This is a genomic window from Vibrio sp. qd031 (genome assembly GCF_002100145.1).
Taxonomy (GTDB): Bacteria; Pseudomonadota; Gammaproteobacteria; order Enterobacterales; family Vibrionaceae; genus Vibrio.
The window spans coordinates 580,072-598,163 of sequence record NZ_JXQD01000024.1 but is presented as its reverse complement, the minus strand read 5'-3'; the positions used below and the strand labels follow the sequence as shown (position 1 = coordinate 598,163).

General features: G+C 46.5%; 16 protein-coding genes. All 16 read left to right on the top strand.

Features of this window, described 5'->3' with window-relative positions:
* The first annotated feature begins 25 nt into the window (after positions 1-25).
* The 16 genes from uppS (at position 26) to glnB (ending at position 18,077) form a co-directional block, all read left to right on the top strand.
* A complete protein-coding gene (gene uppS, locus ST37_RS11525) occupies positions 26-790 on the top strand; it encodes a polyprenyl diphosphate synthase (protein WP_084886680.1) in 765 nt (254 codons plus the stop codon).
* 3 nt (positions 791-793) lie between these two features.
* Complete coding sequence (locus tag ST37_RS11520) at positions 794-1,639, top strand: phosphatidate cytidylyltransferase (protein ID WP_084886394.1); 846 nt, start codon at positions 794-796, stop codon at positions 1,637-1,639.
* A 21-nt stretch (positions 1,640-1,660) separates the two neighbouring features.
* On the top strand, positions 1,661-2,866 hold the full coding sequence (gene ispC / locus ST37_RS11515) for a 1-deoxy-D-xylulose-5-phosphate reductoisomerase (protein WP_084886391.1): 1,206 nt from the start codon (positions 1,661-1,663) through the stop codon (positions 2,864-2,866).
* A gap of 1 nt (position 2,867) precedes the next feature.
* Positions 2,868-4,223 carry a sigma E protease regulator RseP gene (gene rseP / locus ST37_RS11510; RefSeq protein WP_084886389.1) on the top strand — a complete coding sequence of 452 codons (1,356 nt, stop codon included), beginning with the start codon at positions 2,868-2,870 and terminating at the stop codon, positions 4,221-4,223.
* Positions 4,224-4,256: 33 nt separating this feature from the next.
* Positions 4,257-6,671: an outer membrane protein assembly factor BamA gene (gene bamA, locus ST37_RS11505; protein WP_084886385.1), complete on the top strand. Its 2,415-nt coding sequence runs from the start codon at positions 4,257-4,259 to the stop codon at positions 6,669-6,671.
* A gap of 18 nt (positions 6,672-6,689) precedes the next feature.
* Positions 6,690-7,199, top strand: coding sequence for an OmpH family outer membrane protein (locus ST37_RS11500; protein ID WP_084886678.1), 510 nt, complete (start codon positions 6,690-6,692; stop codon positions 7,197-7,199).
* A 17-nt stretch (positions 7,200-7,216) separates the two neighbouring features.
* Positions 7,217-8,260 carry a UDP-3-O-(3-hydroxymyristoyl)glucosamine N-acyltransferase gene (lpxD, locus tag ST37_RS11495; protein WP_084886382.1) on the top strand — a complete coding sequence of 348 codons (1,044 nt, stop codon included), beginning with the start codon at positions 7,217-7,219 and terminating at the stop codon, positions 8,258-8,260.
* An 86-nt stretch (positions 8,261-8,346) separates the two neighbouring features.
* Entirely contained in the window at positions 8,347-8,799 is a 453-nt protein-coding gene (gene fabZ, locus ST37_RS11490; RefSeq protein ID WP_084886380.1) for a 3-hydroxyacyl-ACP dehydratase FabZ, read from the top strand.
* A 1-nt stretch (position 8,800) separates the two neighbouring features.
* Positions 8,801-9,589 (top strand): acyl-ACP--UDP-N-acetylglucosamine O-acyltransferase, encoded by a 789-nt coding sequence (lpxA, locus tag ST37_RS11485; RefSeq protein WP_084886377.1) that lies wholly within the window; start codon positions 8,801-8,803, stop codon positions 9,587-9,589.
* Positions 9,590-9,663: 74 nt separating this feature from the next.
* Positions 9,664-10,830 carry a lipid-A-disaccharide synthase gene (gene lpxB, locus ST37_RS11480; protein ID WP_084886374.1) on the top strand — a complete coding sequence of 389 codons (1,167 nt, stop codon included), beginning with the start codon at positions 9,664-9,666 and terminating at the stop codon, positions 10,828-10,830.
* The gene (gene rnhB, locus ST37_RS11475; RefSeq protein WP_084886372.1) at positions 10,827-11,444 is read left to right on the top strand and encodes a ribonuclease HII; all 618 of its coding nucleotides are present in this window, start codon (positions 10,827-10,829) and stop codon (positions 11,442-11,444) included. Before lpxB ends, rnhB begins: the two co-directional genes overlap by 4 nt.
* A gap of 7 nt (positions 11,445-11,451) precedes the next feature.
* The gene (dnaE, locus tag ST37_RS11470; RefSeq protein ID WP_084886369.1) at positions 11,452-14,931 is read left to right on the top strand and encodes a DNA polymerase III subunit alpha; all 3,480 of its coding nucleotides are present in this window, start codon (positions 11,452-11,454) and stop codon (positions 14,929-14,931) included.
* Between the two features lie 41 nt (positions 14,932-14,972).
* Positions 14,973-15,932, top strand: a complete 960-nt coding sequence (gene accA, locus ST37_RS11465) for an acetyl-CoA carboxylase carboxyl transferase subunit alpha (protein WP_084886367.1) — start codon at positions 14,973-14,975, stop codon at positions 15,930-15,932.
* Between the two features lie 63 nt (positions 15,933-15,995).
* Positions 15,996-17,354 (top strand): tRNA lysidine(34) synthetase TilS, encoded by a 1,359-nt coding sequence (tilS, locus tag ST37_RS11460; RefSeq protein ID WP_084886365.1) that lies wholly within the window; start codon positions 15,996-15,998, stop codon positions 17,352-17,354.
* Positions 17,355-17,411: 57 nt separating this feature from the next.
* Positions 17,412-17,720 carry a cytochrome c gene (locus ST37_RS11455; RefSeq protein WP_084886362.1) on the top strand — a complete coding sequence of 103 codons (309 nt, stop codon included), beginning with the start codon at positions 17,412-17,414 and terminating at the stop codon, positions 17,718-17,720.
* Positions 17,721-17,738: 18 nt separating this feature from the next.
* On the top strand, positions 17,739-18,077 hold the full coding sequence (glnB, locus tag ST37_RS11450) for a nitrogen regulatory protein P-II (protein ID WP_084886360.1): 339 nt from the start codon (positions 17,739-17,741) through the stop codon (positions 18,075-18,077).
* Positions 18,078-18,092 lie beyond the last annotated feature (15 nt).

The window sequence follows — 18,092 nt, the reverse complement described above, 5'->3', positions numbered from 1 at the left end:
GCTAAAATTTTCTAACCAAAACCTTATGTCAGACACAGCATTATCATCACAGCAGCTGCCTCAACACATTGCTGTCATCATGGATGGCAACGGTCGTTGGGCCAAATCCAAAGGCAAGCCGCGTGTGTTTGGGCACAGAGCCGGAGTGAAATCAGTTAGACGAACCATTCGCACTGCAGCTCGTTTGGGCGTAAAAGCTGTGACCTTGTTTGCGTTTAGTAGTGAAAATTGGCGACGACCAGAAGAAGAAGTCAACTTACTGATGGAACTGTTTATGGTCGCGTTAACCAATGAAGTTAAACGACTTCATAAGAATGATTTGAAGTTAAAAGTGATCGGTGACATCAGTGCGTTTAGTCAACGATTACAAGACAAGATTGCAGAAGCAGAAGCGATCACTGAAAACAACAAAGGCATGCAAGTCAACGTTGCGGCTAATTACGGTGGCAAGTGGGACATCGCTCAAGCGACCAAACGCATAGCTAAACAAATAGAAACGGGTGAAGTCAGCGTCGAAGAAATTGACGAAGCACTGTTATCTAAACACATGAGCTTAAGCGATTTACCTGAAGTGGATCTTATGATCCGCACTAGCGGTGAGTCGAGAATAAGCAACTTCATGCTGTGGCAAATGGCCTATGCAGAACTCTATTTTTGCTCATGCCATTGGCCTGACTTTGATGAAGATGCCCTAATTGAAGCCGTGAGTTGGTTTGTTAACCGAGAACGTCGCTTTGGTTGTACTGGCGAACAAGTAAAAGCCCTTATGACCATAGAAAAAGGATTCTAATACGTGAAACAACGCATTATTACCGCGCTTATTCTTGCGCCTCTCATCATAGCTGGAATTTTCTTGTTACCCTTTTTCTACTTTGTATTGATGTTGCTGGGTGTTGTTGGACTCTCTTTATGGGAGTGGTCGCAGTTTGTGACACCAAAATCTCGCAACAAAAGCTTATTCTTTTTATTGGCAGGTGCGCTTGCCTGTGTAGCGATAATGCCAATGCAGCCCTATGAATTAGGAGCATTTGGACAAAGTAGCTTTAGCTTCATCTTAAGTGGTGTTATTTGGTGGCTCATCGCGAGCCTCTTGACCATAACCTACCCATCCTCTGCAAGGCATTGGCAAGATTCTCCGTTACTTAAAGGCATTTTTGGCCTAATTTCTCTTATGCCATTTCTTTGGAGCGTGGCGGTACTGCGAGCTATTGATTACGATGTGAACGCATATTATGGCGCCAAGATGGTCCTGTTTGTCTGCCTGCTTGTATGGAGTGCTGATAGTGGCGCCTACTTTGCCGGAAAGAGCCTAGGTAAACATAAACTGGCACCACGCGTGAGCCCCAACAAAACCATTGAAGGTTTAGTGGGGGGCATCATTGCCGCGATCATCGTTGGCTTTATTTTTGCCGACCTGCTGTCCCTCGATTTCTCTAGCACACCTGCCATGATGGTGATTATATTGGCTACAGTCGTTATCTCGGTGATGGGTGATTTGGTTGAGAGCATGTTTAAGCGTGTTGCCAATATCAAAGACAGCAGCAATTTAATCCCTGGGCATGGTGGAGTATTGGACCGCATTGACAGTTTGATGGCAGCGTTTCCTGTATTTACGTTGTGCTATTTTTTACTCGCATAATCAACCGATATTGAGTCGACCATGAAGCAGATTGCCATTTTGGGCGCGACCGGGTCAATCGGTAGCAGCACTCTAAAAGTTATTCAAGCGAACCCTAGCGAATATCAAGTTTTTGCACTGGCTGCGGCAACCAATGTTGAGGCAATGGTGAGCTTGTGTCGTCAATGGACGCCTCGTTTTGCAGTAATGCATGATCAGCAAGCTGCAGAACAGCTAACCATTAAACTTGCGTCGCTAAACCTTTCTACCTCGGTATTGAGCGGACAAGCAGGACTGTGCGATGTCGCTCAGCATCCAGAAGTCGATGCCGTTATGGCCGCGATTGTGGGTGGGGCTGGTTTGCTTTCAACCATGGCGGCAGCGAAAGCGGGTAAACAGATTTTATTGGCCAATAAAGAATCTTTGGTGATGTCGGGGCAGTTATTGATAGATGTTGCCTCTAAAACAGGCGCACAAATTTTGCCTGTAGACAGCGAGCACAATGCCATATTTCAAAGCTTGCCTGTTGATGCTCAATCGAAAATTGGCCGCTGTGATTTACAGGCGTCCGGCGTGTCAAAAATTTTACTGACGGGCTCCGGTGGACCTTTTCGTTATAGTGATGTCGAAGCATTGTCGACAGTGACACCTGAGCAAGCAATCGCTCACCCTAATTGGTCTATGGGGCCAAAAATCTCGGTTGATTCGGCAACTATGATGAATAAAGGGCTTGAGTATATCGAGGCTAAATGGCTATTTTCCGCAGATAAATCTCAATTGGATGTGATTATTCACCCTCAATCTGTGATTCATTCTATGGTTCAATATGTGGATGGTTCTGTTATTGCGCAAATGGGCGAACCAGACATGTGTACACCCATTGCACATACCTTGGCTTACCCAAATCGAACCCCTTCTACAGTATCTGCGCTAGACTTTACTCAGGTGGGTGAACTGACCTTTTTAACCCCCGACTTTTCACGTTATCCATGTTTGCAACTGGCAATAGATGCGTGCTTTGAAGGGCAGCATGCCACGACAACGCTGAACGCCTGTAACGAAGTTGCGGTGGATGCGTTTTTAAATCGAAAAATTGGCTTTACCGATATTGCTCGTGTCAATCAGTCGGTTGTCGAAGCGGTATGTGCAACGCAATCTGCACATCAGTTAAATGATCTAGACAGTTTACTTTCGCTCGATGAAATGGTGCGAAAACTGGCCCAAGAACACGTGGTAAAGGTGGTGTGATATGAGTGGGTTTTTATGGAATTTCGCCTCTTTTGTCGTTGCGCTGGGCATTTTGGTCGCAGTGCATGAGTTTGGGCATTTTTGGGTAGCACGCCGTTGTGGCGTGAAGGTCCACAAGTTCTCTATTGGCTTTGGTAAGTCTATCTGGTCGCGTACCGACAAGCAGGGAACTGAATATACTATTGCACTGATTCCGTTAGGCGGCTTTGTCAAAATGCTCGATGGCCGTGTTGACGAATTGACTGACGAACAAAAAAACCAGGCGTTTGACCACAAACCTTTGTGGAAACGCAGTGCTATTGTAGCCGCCGGGCCGATGTTTAACTTTTTGTTTGCAATTGTTGCGTACTGGTTAGTACTAATGATTGGCGTACCAAGTGTTAAACCAGTAATTGGTGATCTAGTTCCAAATTCGATTGCAGAACAAGCGGGAATTGAACGTTCAATGGAACTAACTTCCATCGATGGAATCAAAACACCTGATTGGCAGTCGGTGAACATGCAACTCATCTCACACATTGGGTTAGACCAAATGTCGGTCACTTATGCCCCAGTGGATAATTCTGGATTAGAACGTCAAACCACATTAGACATTCGCCAATGGCAATTTGACCCAGAAAAGGAGTCGGCGATACGGACAATAGGGATCGTCCCTTATCGTCCAGAAATCATCAATGCTGTGAGCCAGGTAATTGAAGGTGGCGCGGCAGAAGCCGCTGGTATGCAGGAAGGTGATCTAATCATTGGTCTCAATAGTCAACCAATGACGGAATGGGAAACCATTGCAGAGACTATTCGCAATAATCCATCGACACCAATGCCAATCGATATTATTCGTGATGGAAACCCGATCACGTTGACTCTGACCCCGAATGCTCGAGTCATTGAGGAGCAAACTATTGGTTATGTTGGTATTATGCCAACATCAGAACCTTGGCCAGAGAACTATCGCTTTGACATGAAATTTGGCCCATTTGCTGCCATTGGTGAGGCGGTCAATAAGTCTTATCAGTTGGTGGACTTAACGCTCAGCATGTTGAAAAAACTGGTGGTTGGACATGTCGGTATAGAGAATTTAAGCGGGCCGATTTCAATCGCAAAAGGCGCTGGAGCGACTGCCGATTATGGACTGGTTCACTTTTTAATGTTTTTAGCGCTGATAAGCGTTAACTTAGGTATTATTAACTTACTTCCGCTGCCTGTTTTAGATGGCGGTCACTTATTGTTTTTTGCTATTGAAGCCGTGATCAGACGCCCTGTACCAGAGAAGGTGCAAGAGGTTGGATATCGAATTGGTGGAGCATTGCTGCTCGCACTTATGACAGTGGCTATTTTTAATGACTTTATGCGCTTATAGAAATAAGCGCAGCATGGAAATACAACGGAATTTATGAAGTTTAAGGACTTATTGCTGGCTTCGAGCGTATTGCTCAGCACAGTAGCTTACGGCAGCGATAGTTTTGTCGTCGACGATATTCGTATTGAAGGTTTGCAGCGAGTTGCACTGGGTGCGGCGCTGCTTAAAATTCCTGTACGAGTAGGTGATACTTTAGGTGAAGGCGATGTGGCGGAGACGATTCGCTCATTGTACGCATCGGGTAACTATGAAGACGTGGGCGTATTGCGCGACGGTGATACATTGGTGGTGCAGGTTAAAGAAAGGCCCACCATTGCGAGTATTTCGTTTAGCGGAAATAAAGCACTCCAAGACGCCCAATTGCAGCAAAACCTCGATGCGTCAGGTGTGCGAGTTGGTGAGGCGTTGGACCGCACCACTCTAAGTAATATCGAAAAAGGCTTAGAGGACTTTTACTACAGTGTCGGTAAATACAATGCATCGGTGCAAGCGGTAATAACGCCACTGCCTCGAAATCGTTCTGACTTAAAGTTCGTATTCGCTGAAGGTGTCTCCGCAAAGATCAAACAGATCAACTTTATCGGCAATGAAGTCTTCGCTGATTCACAGCTGCTTTCTCGATTTAACCTAAACGTGGATGTGCCTTGGTGGAACTTTCTTGCTGATGATAAGTACCAGAAACAGGTACTGGCCGCTGACATCGAATCGCTAAAGTCGTACTACTACGATCGCGGCTATTTGAAATTTAAAGTCGACTCAACGCAAGTGGCCATCTCTCCTGATAAAAAAGGGGTCTACATTACGCTATCACTTGAAGAAGGCGATGTATACACGGTCAAAGACGTGCAATTCCGTGGAGAGTTGATAGGTAAAACAGAAGAATTTCGTAGTCTTGTAACCTTGGATGAAGGCGACATCTATAGCGGAACAGAAGTTACCGCGATGGAAGAAGGCATTAAGCGATTACTTGGTGCATCAGGTTACGCGTACCCTGAAGTACGAACCATTCCAGAGTTCGATGATGAAAACAACGAAGTTTCTCTCGTTGTAAACGTCACTTCAGGTAAACGAATTTATGTTCGTGATATTCGTTTTGTGGGCAACAACTCGACCAAAGATGAAGTGCTTCGTCGTGAAATGCGTCAAATGGAAGGCAGTTGGCTTAACTCGCAATCAATTGAAACCGGTAAAGCGCGTCTTAACCGTTTGGGCTTCTTTGAGACCGTGGATGTGAGTACGGTTCGAGTCCCAGGAAGCGATGATCAGGTAGACATTGTTTACAGAGTTAAAGAGGCAAACTCTGGCAGTGTAAACTTCGGTGTGGGCTATGGTACCGAATCGGGCATCAGTTTCCAGCTGGGTTTGCAACAGGATAACTTCCTAGGAAGTGGTGACCGAGTTGGTATTTCGGCAATGATGAACGATTACCAGAAGAACGTTAGCCTCGACTATCGCGATCCTTATTGGAACCTCGATGGCGTAAGCCTCGGTGGTAAGCTTTATTACAATGAATTTGAGGCCTCTGAAGCGGGTATTGTTGACTACACCAACGAAAGCTACGGCGCCACTCTTACCTGGGGTTTCCCATTCAATGAGCTCAACTTCTTCGAGTTGGGAGTGGGTTATGCTCACAACCGCTTGTCGAACGTTGACCAGTATGTTCAGATTGAACGATTTCTGCAATCGCAAGCCAATAACGTTGATAGTGATGGCGCGTTAGTTGTTAGCGACTTCGAATTTTCGGTTTCATGGACACGAAATAATCTTAACCGAGGTACGTTCCCAACGGCCGGTAACCACCAAAGAGCTTACTATAAGATGACAACACCTGGCTCGGACGTGCAGTACTTCAAGATGCAATATGACGTTCGCCAGTACTTCCCGCTGACCGAGTCTCACAATTTTGCGCTCTTGCTTCGTGGACGTTTAGGGTATGGTAACGGTTATGGTAGCACCGATGGCAACGATAACTTGTTCCCGTTCTATGAGAACTTTTATGCAGGTGGTTTTACCACGCTTCGTGGCTTTAGATCGAATACCGCAGGCCCTAAAGCCGTCTATGACGAGGGTAAAGGGAATAACCCTGACTACAACGCCACGGACAAGTCGGTGGGTGGTAACGCAACGGCGCTCGGTAGTATTGAGTTAATTGTGCCGACTCCGTTTGTTTCAGAGGGCTTTAAGAACCAATTGCGTTCTAGCTTGTACGTCGATATGGCGAGTGTGTGGGATACCGAATTCCTGTATGTCGATATGGACAGCGGTTCGCCGGGTTACAAGTATTACTATGATTACTCGGATCCAAGCGCATTCCGTGCATCATTTGGTGCCGCAGTGCAGTGGATGTCTCCAATGGGACCTTTGGTGTTCTCATTTGCGACACCGATAAAAATTTACGAAGGTGATGATGACGAGTTTTTCACCTTCACAATTGGAAGAACCTTCTAACAACTAGAGGAAATGATTTTGAACAAAACAGTAAAAGCGCTAAGTCTTAGCCTTGTTCTGGCAAGCACTGCCGTTGTCGCTAATGTTGCGCAAGCCGCACAGAAGATTGGCTATGTAAATACAGCGAAAATCTTCCAAATGCACCCTAAACGTGAAACTGCTTTGCAGGAGCTGCAAGAGGAGTTTAAAGACAAGTCCGCTGAAATCCAAGCTCTAGAAGCTAAAATCAAAACCAAAATGGAGCAAGCTCGTCGTGATGGCGAACTTCTTGGTGAAGAGGGTATGCGTGCTCTACAAATTGAAGTAGCGACCCTAGAAGCTGAATACAAACTGAAACGTCAATCGTTTGAGCGTGATGGTAAGCAGCGTGAAGCCGAAGAGAAGCAAGAGCTATTTAGAGAGATCCAAAAAACCATCGAAGTGGTCGCTACTGAAGAAGGTTTTGACATGATCATCGATGCTCAAGCTCTACAATACGCTAAGCCAGAGCTTGATCTAACCGACGCAGTCATTAACAAAATTAAGTAACGGTTAACTGGAGTCTTATGATCACCTTAACGCTACAACAAGTTGCTGACATTGCTGGGGGGACACTGATAGGTGACTCTGCCGCCACTGTTTCTCAGTTTCAAGCGATGGATAAAGCGCAGCCTGGCGACATTAGTTTCTTAACTAATCCAAAATATCGCAAGCATCTTGCACAATGCAATGCGACCTGCGTGTTAGTCAAACAAGCGGACGCAGAGCATTGTAGTGCAAATGCGATTGTCGTAGACGACCCTTATGTCGCGTACGCAAAAGTGGCACAAAAACTGGATAAGACTCCTAAAGCCGCAACGGGTATTGCTCCTAGTGCGGTCATTAGTGACAGTGCTATTTTGGGCAATAACGTCAGTGTTGGTGCTAATGCCGTAATTGAAACGGGTGCTCGCCTAGCAGACAATGTTGTAATTGGTGCCAACTGTTTTATTGGCAAGAATGCATCGATTGGCGAAGGCACACAGTTGTGGTCCAATGTTGCGGTATACCATGATGTACAGATTGGTGAGCGCTGTTTAGTGCAAAGTCAGACAACCATTGGATCCGATGGTTTTGGTTATGCAAACGAGCAAGGTGAGTGGATTAAGATCCCACAAACTGGCTCTGTGATCATCGGTAACCGCGTCGAAATTGGTGCTAGCGCGTGTATTGACCGTGGTGCGATTGGTAACACGGTTGTCGAAGATAACGTCATCCTCGATAATTTGATTCAGATAGCCCATAACGTTCACATTGGTTACGGCACCGCAATCGCGGGAGCAACGACCATAGCGGGAAGTACGACCGTAGGGAAGTACTGCATTATTGGTGGTGCGACAGTCATCAACGGTCATATTGAAATCGTAGACCAAGTGACCATCACGGGTATGGGCATGGTGATGCGTAGCATCAAAGAAAAAGGCGTGTACTCTTCAGGGATTCCTCTGCAAAAAAATGCCGAGTGGCGTAAAACTGCGACCCGAGTGCATCGTATCGATGAGATGAACAAACGTCTAAAAACAGTTGAGAAACTGCTTGAACAGCAGGACTCTTCTAAAGAAGGGCTATAGCAGGTAACTCTAGGCTCGCTATAGGCGAGCCTTTTTAATGTATAATACCCTTAGACAAGAATAATTTACTTAGCAGGAATTTGATTTTGACTACTGAAAATAAAACGATGGATATCATGGAAATCCAATCTCTTTTGCCACACCGTTACCCATTTCTATTGATCGACAGAGTAACGGATTATAAAGAGGGTGAGTATTTAGTAGCACTCAAAAATGTCACGTTTAACGAGCCTCAGTTCACAGGTCACTTCCCACAAATGCCAGTGTTTCCCGGCGTTTTAATGCTTGAAGCTATGGCGCAAGCGACAGGTCTACTTGCATTTAAAACCTACGGCGCACCCAGTGAGAATGAGCTGTACTACTTTGCGAGCGTTGATAACGCGAAGTTCCGGAAGCCGGTAGGCCCTGGCGACCAACTGGTGATTGAAGTGAAGCTGCTTAAAGAACGCCGTGGTATCGCAGCGTTTACCGGAGTTGCAAAAGTGGATGGCGTTGTCGTGTGTGACGCCGAATTAAAATGTGCTCGTCGAGAATTCTAATATGATCCATCCATCAGCAAGCGTTCACCCTTCAGCGGTGATTGAAGGTGATGTCACTCTCGAAGCTAACGTAACCGTTGGTCCATTTACCTACATCTCGGGCAATATTGTCATTGGTGAAGGTACAGAAGTGATGTCTCACGTGGTAATCAAAGGCCACACTATTATTGGTAAAGACAACCGTATTTTCCCACAGGCCGTGATTGGTGAAGAAAACCAAGATAAAAAATACGGTGGCGAAGATACGAAAGTGATCATCGGTGACCGCAACGTCATTCGTGAGAGTGCGCAGATTCATCGCGGCACCACACAAGACAAGTATGAAACAGTGATTGGTAACGACAATCTATTGTGTGTTAACGCTCATATCGCTCACGATGTGATTGTGGGTAACCATACTCATATAGGTAATAACGCGATACTGGGCGGCCACGTGACCGTTGGCGATTACGCTGGGGTAATGGCACTGTCGGCGATCCACCCATTTTGTACTGTTGGTGCCTACGCGTATGTTGGCGGGTGCAGCGCGGTTGTACAAGACGTTCCACCGTACGTATTGGCGCAAGGTAACCACGCGACACCGTTTGGACTCAATAAAGTGGGTTTACAACGTAATGGGTTTGAAAAAGCCGAGATTCGTACGTTGTTTAAAGCGTACAAAGAGATTTATCGCTCAGGAAACACCTTGACGGAAACTCGCCCAGTGTTGATTGAGATGGCTAAAGAGACACCATCGATACAGCGATTTATTGATATGCTCGACACAACTGAACGTGGCATTATTCGTTAATAGTTGGGAATTGAGTTAAGCTAAAAAGATCGCTTTAATGCGATCTTTTTGTCGTTAATTAGGTAGCATTTTTCATGGAAACAGGACAAAAAACATCGCCACTTAGAATTGGTATTGTCGCTGGCGAGCTTTCTGGTGATACGTTAGGCGAAGGTTTTATCAAGGCTATTTTGGCCGAGCATCCCCATGCCGAGTTCGTCGGTATCGGTGGGCCAAAAATGAATGCATTGGGTTGCCGCTCTCTGTTTGACATGGAAGAGCTTTCGGTCATGGGGTTGGTCGAAGTATTAGGTCGCTTGCCACGACTTTTAAAAGTCAAAAAAGGGTTAGTCGATGAATTTATTGCTAATCCACCCGACGTGTTTGTTGGCATTGATGCACCAGACTTCAATCTGCGTTTAGAGCGCGATCTTAAAGATGCGGGAATTAAGACGGTTCATTATGTGAGCCCCTCCGTCTGGGCGTGGCGACAAGGTCGCATCCACGGCATTGCCAAAGCAACCAACTTGGTTTTGGCTTTACTTCCGTTCGAAAAGGCTTTTTACGACAAGTTTGATGTGCCTTGTGAGTTTGTGGGGCACACGTTGGCGGACGCCATTCCAATGCACTCGGATAAACAAGCAGCGCGCGTAAAACTTGGCCTAGACAGTGAAAAGCGCTACCTTGCTGTATTGCCTGGTAGCCGTGGTGCCGAGCTCGAAAAGTTGTGCGAACCCTTTATTAAAACCTGCAAACAGTTACACGCCGACGATCCAGAGTTGGGGTTCGTTGTGGCACTGGTTAATGATAAAAGGCGTCAGCAATTTGAGAAAGCGTGGCGAGAATTTGCTCCAGAGCTAGAGTTTACGCTGGTTAATGACACCGCTACCGATGTTATGACCGCAAGTGATGTGGTGATGCTGGCCTCTGGCACCGTGGCATTAGAGTGTATGCTAATTAAGCGTCCGATGGTTGTCGGCTATATCGTTAATCCAGTCACCGCGTGGTTACTTAAGCGCTTGGTTAAAAGTAAGTTTGTGTCGCTACCCAATATTTTATCCGATCGAGAGTTGGTCAAAGAGTATTTACTGGAAGAGTGCAATCCCGATAACCTCAGCGCAGAAGTCACTCGACTTCTGGGTGATGAGTCGAAACCTATGGTCGAAGAGTTCACTAGGTTGCATCACATGATTCGTAAAGATGCCGATGTGCAATCGGCGCAAGCTGTTTTAAGGCTGATCGATAGAGAGAATAAGTCATGAGCAAAGCTGTAGAGCTCGAGCCGTTTGATTACCCTAGTGGGTATACCTTCATTGCTGGCGTTGATGAAGTGGGCAGGGGCCCGCTTGTTGGCGATGTGGTGACCGCAGCAGTAATCTTAGATCCTAACAACCCCATTCCAGGACTGACAGACTCAAAAAAATTGAGTGAGAAAAAACGGTTAGCTTTAGAGCCGTTAATTAAAGAACGAGCGTTGGCGTGGTGCATCGGTCGATGCACCCCACAAGAAATAGACCAGCTCAATATCTTGCAAGCTACTATGGTGGCGATGCAGCGTGCGATCAATGGACTTTCCACCACTCCAAATCTTGCGTTAATTGACGGCAATCGTACGCCCGAATTGACCATGGACGCCATTGCCGTGGTCAAAGGAGACTTACGAGTCCCTGAAATTAGCGCCGCCTCTATAATAGCGAAAGTGGCCCGTGACAATGACATGCAAGAGCTTGATAAACAGTATCCTCAGTTTGGCTTTGCCCAGCACAAAGGGTATCCAACCAAAGCGCACTTCGCCGCTATCCAAGAGTTTGGTGTGATTGAGCAGTATCGCAAGAGTTTTAAACCGGTGAAGCGCGTTTTAGGAATTGAGGACTGAATCTGTAATGTCTAATCCAAAGTTTGTTCACTTAAGAGTTCACAGTGACTTTTCAATGATTGATGGTGTGTCAAAAGTACCGCCTATTGTTAAAAAAGTCGCTGAATTGGGTATGCCTGCCATGGCATTAACCGACTTCACCAATTTATGTGGATTGGTGAAGTACTACAACGCCGCGCACAACAATGGTATCAAGCCGATCATTGGTGCCGACTTCTTAATGCAGTCCGACGAGTTGGGTGAGGAGCTGACTCACATCACTGTGCTTGCGTCTGACAATAAGGGCTACAACAACCTTACGTTACTCATTTCTGAGGCGTATTTACGTGGTCACGTACAGCATAGCCCCGTCATAGATAAAGAGTGGCTTGCTAAATATAACCAGGGCCTTATCGTTCTTTCTGGTGCCAAAGACGGTGAAGTAGGTAAAGCTCTATTAAAAGGCAACTCAGACTTAGCGAACCAATGCGTCGATTTCTATCAGCAACATTTTGCTGATCGCTTTTACTTGGAACTGACACGTACTGGTAGAGTAGACGAAGAGAGTTATTTACATTTTGCCCTTGAACTGGCTGCAGAGCGTGACTTGCCGGTTGTGGCCACCAACCAAGTGGTCTTTTTATCGACCGACGATTTCGACGCTCATGAAATCCGTGTAGCGATCCATGATGGATATACACTCGAAGACCCACGTCGACCAAAACTCTACAGTAATCAACAATATCTGCGTTCTGAAGAAGAGATGGTGGAGCTGTTTCAAGACATTCCTGAAGCGTTGCAAAACTCCGTAGAAATCGCCAAACGCTGTAACGTGACCGTGCGCTTGGGTGAGTATTTCCTACCAAACTTCCCAACGGAAGGGATGAAGATTGAAGACTTTTTGGTTAAAAAGTCTCAAGAAGGGTTGGAGCGACGTCTGGCGTTTTTATTCCCCAATGAAGAGGTGCGAGCCAAGCGTCGACCAGAATACGATGAACGCCTAGAGATCGAGCTTAAAGTTATCAATGACATGGGCTTCCCTGGTTACTTCTTGATCGTTATGGAGTTTATCCAATGGTCAAAAGACAACGCAGTGCCAGTTGGCCCAGGGCGAGGCTCGGGTGCGGGGTCGTTAGTTGCCTATGCACTGGATATTACCGACCTCGATCCATTGGAATACGACCTGCTTTTTGAACGATTCTTAAACCCTGAGCGTGTATCGATGCCCGATTTCGATGTCGATTTTTGCATGGATAAACGCGACCAGGTGATCGATCACGTTGCCGAGATGTATGGCCGTGACGCTGTATCGCAAATCATAACCTTTGGTACGATGGCGGCCAAAGCGGTAATTCGAGACGTAGGCCGCGTGCTGGGGCACCCTTACGGCTTTGTAGACCGTATTTCAAAGCTTATCCCGCCCGATCCAGGTATGACGCTAGCAAAAGCGTTTGACGCCGAGCCACAACTTCCTGAAATTTACGAAGCCGATGATGAAGTTCGTGATCTCATTGATATGTGTCGTAAGCTGGAAGGCTGTACTCGAAATGCGGGTAAGCACGCCGGCGGGGTGGTTATCTCACCCACGACGATCACCGATTTTGCCCCTATTTACGCCGATGCAGATGGCAACTTTCCAGTCACTCAGTTTGATAAAAACGATGTTGAAACCGCAGGACTGGTTAAGTTCGACTTCTTGGGGCTTCGAACGCTAACCATTATCGATTGGGCATTAGGGCTTATTAACCCTCGTTTGGAAAAGCAAGGTAAAGAGCCAGTTCGAATCGAATCGATCAACCTTATCGATCCGCCGTCATTCACAACCCTTAAAAACTCGGAAACAACCGCGGTATTCCAGCTTGAATCTCGTGGTATGAAAGACCTGATTAAACGTCTTCAGCCTGACTGTTTTGAGGACATCATCGCATTGGTTGCGCTGTTTAGACCGGGTCCATTGCAATCAGGCATGGTAGATAACTTCATTGACCGCAAGCACGGTCGAGAAGCCATTTCCTACCCGGACGAAAAGTGGCAGCATGACTCGCTGCAGGAAATTCTAGAGCCGACTTATGGCATCATCCTGTATCAAGAGCAGGTAATGCAAATAGCACAGGTTCTCGCAGGCTATACCCTTGGCGGCGCTGATATGCTGCGTCGAGCGATGGGTAAGAAGAAGCCTGAAGAGATGGCCAAGCAGCGCAGTATTTTCCGTGAAGGTGCCGAAAATAACGGGGTTGATGGCGAACTGGCGATGAAAATCTTCGATTTGGTGGAAAAGTTTGCCGGATACGGATTTAACAAATCGCACTCAGCAGCCTATGCGCTCGTTTCTTATCAGACGCTGTGGCTCAAAACGCACTACCCGGCAGAATTTATGGCTGCGGTAATGACCGCCGATATGGATAACACCGAAAAAGTGGTCGGGTTGGTCGACGAATGTCACCGGATGAAGCTTAAGGTGCTGCCACCGGACATTAACGCCGGCGTGTATCGCTTTAATGTGGATGAAGAAGGTGCCATCGTGTACGGCATTGGTGCGATCAAAGGGGTGGGTGAAGGCCCGATTGAAAACATCATTGAAGCTCGAGATAAAGACGGCTACTTTAAAGACCTCTTCGATTTTTGTGCGCGAATAGACACCAAAAAAGTAAACAAACGCGTTATCGAGAAACTGATCCAAGCCGGTGCACTGGACCGCTTAGGGCCCCACCGCGCTGCGATGATGGCGTCGGTTGACGATGCAGTTAAGGCCGCAGGCCAACATCATCAAGCAGAAGCTTTTGGTCAGGCGGATATGTTTGGCGTATTAACTGATACTCACTCGGAAGTTGAACAAAAATATACGCAAGCAGATCCTTGGCCTGAAAAGGTATGGCTTGAGGGCGAGAGGGAGACGTTAGGGCTATATTTAACAGGCCACCCGATCAATGCTTATTTGACAGAATTAACCAAATACACCAGTTGTCGCTTGAATGCAGCCACCCCAACGCGACGCGATCAGAGTGTAACCTTAGCCGGTCTGGTGATCGCTGCTAAGGTGATGACGACCAAGCGAGGCAATCGAATTGGGATCTTGACCCTAGATGATCGCTCCGGAAGAATGGAAGTTATGCTATTCTCAGATGCATTAGATAAATACGCTGAACTTCTCGAAAAAGACAAAATATTGGTGGTATCGGGACAGGTCAGCTTTGATGATTTTAACGGTGGCCTTAAAATGTCCGCCCGCGAAGTCATGGACTTAGGTCAAGCAAGAGAGAAATTTGCCCGTGGCCTATCGGTATCGATTCAAGAGTCGCAAATTGATCAACGATTCTTTGAACGTTTTACTCAGATATTAGAGCCCCACCGTGGTGGTGTGGTGCCAATACATGTTTACTACCAACGGCAAGAGGCTAGAGCCAAATTGTCGTTAGGGGTAGAATGGCGAGTAACGCCAAACGATGACTTAATAGACGAATTGCAACAGCTGCTGGGTAAACACCAAGTTGAGCTGGAATTTAACTGATCTTTGGCTTAATGCCAAAGCTGATAAGTAAGGATCCCTAGATGAGTTTAAACTTTCTAGAGTTTGAAAAACCGATTGAAGAATTGGAAGCAAAAATAGAAGCCCTACGCGATGTTTCAAGCCGTGGTGTTGAAGACGGTGTTGATCTGGACAAAGAGATCAAACAACTCGAGAAGAAAAGTTTAGAGCTTAAAAAGAAAATTTTTGGCGATTTAGGTGCGTGGCAAGTTGCGCAACTGGCTCGTCACCCGCAACGTCCTTATACCCTGGATTACTTGGATCTTATCTTTACCGAGTTTGATGAGCTCGCAGGGGATCGTGCATTTGCTGACGACAAGTCCATTGTTGCAGGTATGGCACGACTGGAAGGTCGTCCAGTGATGGTGATTGGCCATCAAAAAGGTCGGGATACGAAAGATAAAGTGAAGCGTAATTTTGGTAGCCCAAAACCAGAAGGCTACCGTAAAGCGTTGCGCTTAATGAAAATGGCTGAGCGCTTTAACATGCCAATCATTACCTTTATTGATACTGCGGGTGCTTACCCGGGCGTTGGTGCAGAAGAGCGTGGCCAATCAGAAGCTATCGCAACCAACCTAAAAGTAATGGCGGGTCTGAAAGTGCCTGTTATTTGTAACGTGGTCGGTGAAGGCGGATCAGGGGGTGCTTTGGCTATCGGTGTTGGTGACTACGTCAATATGCTGCAGTACTCAACATATTCAGTAATCTCACCAGAAGGGTGTGCATCCATCTTATGGCGTGATTCAGCTAAAGCTCCGCAAGCTGCTGAAGCAATGGGCCTTGTGGCGTCGAAGCTAAAAGATCTAGAGTTGATTGATTCGGTGATCGAAGAGCCACTGGGTGGCGCGCACCGTGATTACCCTGCGGTTGCAGAAAACATTAAACAGACGCTGTTAAAGCAACTTGAAGACCTCGATGGTCTTGATGTTGAGCAGTTACAAGATCGTCGCTATCAGCGATTAATGAACTACGGTTACTGCTAATCTATAGCAACTACTTTCAGAGCGAGCTAATTAGCTCGCTTTTTGTCATTGAAGAGGGACAACTTGACACACTTGCTCTCCACGCTTGCGTCACAACTTGAACCATTTCGTGCATCGCACAACCGTCTAGTATTGGGGTTAAGTGGTGGTCTAGATTCTCGAGTTCTATTACAGTTGCTTGCGACGCTGCGTGATACTCAGCGCCACAATAATGTGCTCCCTGAATGGGAGATACAAGCCATTCATGTGCACCACGGGCTCAGTGAAAATGCTGATGTGTGGGCTCAACAATGTAAAGCGTGGTGCGAAGCGCTGTCGATAGAGTTTGTATGCGAAAAGGTAACGGTTGAGTTCGGTTCAAGGCTTAGCCTTGAGCAGCAAGCCAGAGACGCTCGATATCAGGCGTTGGCTCAGTACATCGATAAACGAACACTTTTACTGACCGGCCATCATGCAGACGACCAATTTGAAACCTTTTTATTGGCATTGAAACGAGGCAGTGGTCCAAAGGGGCTGTCTTCAATGGCGATGAGTCGTATATTTCATGATGGTGTTCTGCTGCGTCCACTCTTGGGGTGCGATCGCAACGAACTGTATGATTACGCCACCTCGCTTGAATTAGAGTGGGTTGAAGATGAAAGCAATACCGATACTCGTTTTGACCGTAACTTTCTGCGACACGATATTATCCCTAGCATCAAGCAGCGTTGGCCACAAGTGACCCAGCAGGTCATTAAAAGTACTGCCCTCTGTGCCGAGCAAGAACAACTGCTTACCGAGTTGCTTACGCCTATCTACCAGCATTGTCTGCACAATGATGCGCTGTTAATTGCTCCATTGCTTGAGCAGTCGTGTTTGACGCAAAAAAGGCTTGTGCGTATGTGGTTTGCAGAGAGAGGGCGGCTGATGCCTTCGCAAAAAATTCTCAATCAGATTCTCAATCAAGTGTTGAGTGCTAAGGCGGATGCAACCCCAATTGTAGAGCTCGAAAATGGGCAGCTTCGTCGTTTTCAAAATGCGCTCTATATTGTCGATAGCCTGCCTGAGCTGTCTGATTGGCAGCAACCATTGCCTTTAGAGACTTGGGTGGAGCTTCCAGCACAACAAGGGACTATTGGGGTGTTCTCAGATGATACTCTCATCGAGGATCACTGTTTTTGGGTGGGCAATATTAGTGATAGCTCTGATCTGAGTGGATTAACTGTGTCGTATAACTCCGCAGGGCTTAAAGCCAAGCCTGTTGGGCGAAGTGGTTCACGCAAACTTAAAAAACTTTGGCAAGAGTACTCTGTTCCACCATGGTTGCGGCAACGATACCCTATAGTATTGCAGCAACTAACCGTCATAGCCGTCGCAGGGCTATTTACGGATCAACGATTTTGTGGCACGGGTTACAAAGTTATGTGGAAAAAAGAGCACTAGTCGTGGCACACTATCGTGTAATAATTATTCTAATAGACATCTAAAGGTATGGAAGCTATGAAAAAGTTATTAGTTATTGCAGCAACTTTAGCGCTTACTTCACAAGTGACGTTTGCCGCAGATATTGAAGCGGGAAAAGCCAAATCAGCGATATGTGCTGCCTGTCACGGCGCTGATGGTATTGCGGTCATTGCCGGTTACCCAAATATTAAAGGTCAAAATGAGGCCTATCTTGTCTCTTCTCTCAAAGCCTACAAACAGAAGCAGCGTACGGGTGGATTGGCCGCAGTTATGCAGGCACAAGCTTCGTTGCTAAACGATACAGACATTGAAAACTTGGCGGCGTACTACGCAAGCCTTAAATAACCATTAGACGAGTAACCAATGAAAAAAATTGAAGCGATTATAAAGCCATTTAAGCTTGACGATGTACGCGAAGCTCTAGCTGAAGTAGGCATTACGGGTATGACTGTGACCGAAGTGAAAGGCTTTGGACGTCAAAAAGGGCACACCGAACTGTACCGCGGCGCTGAGTACATGGTGGATTTTCTGCCTAAAGTGAAGCTTGAAATTGTTGTCAACCAAGACTCAGTTGAGCAGTGTGTGGATACTATTATCGAAACGGCTCAAACCGGTAAGATTGGTGATGGCAAAATTTTCGTAACAGACGTTGAACGAGTTGTTCGTATTCGTACTGGCGAAGAAGACGAAGAAGCGATTTAAGCACATTCTATCGCT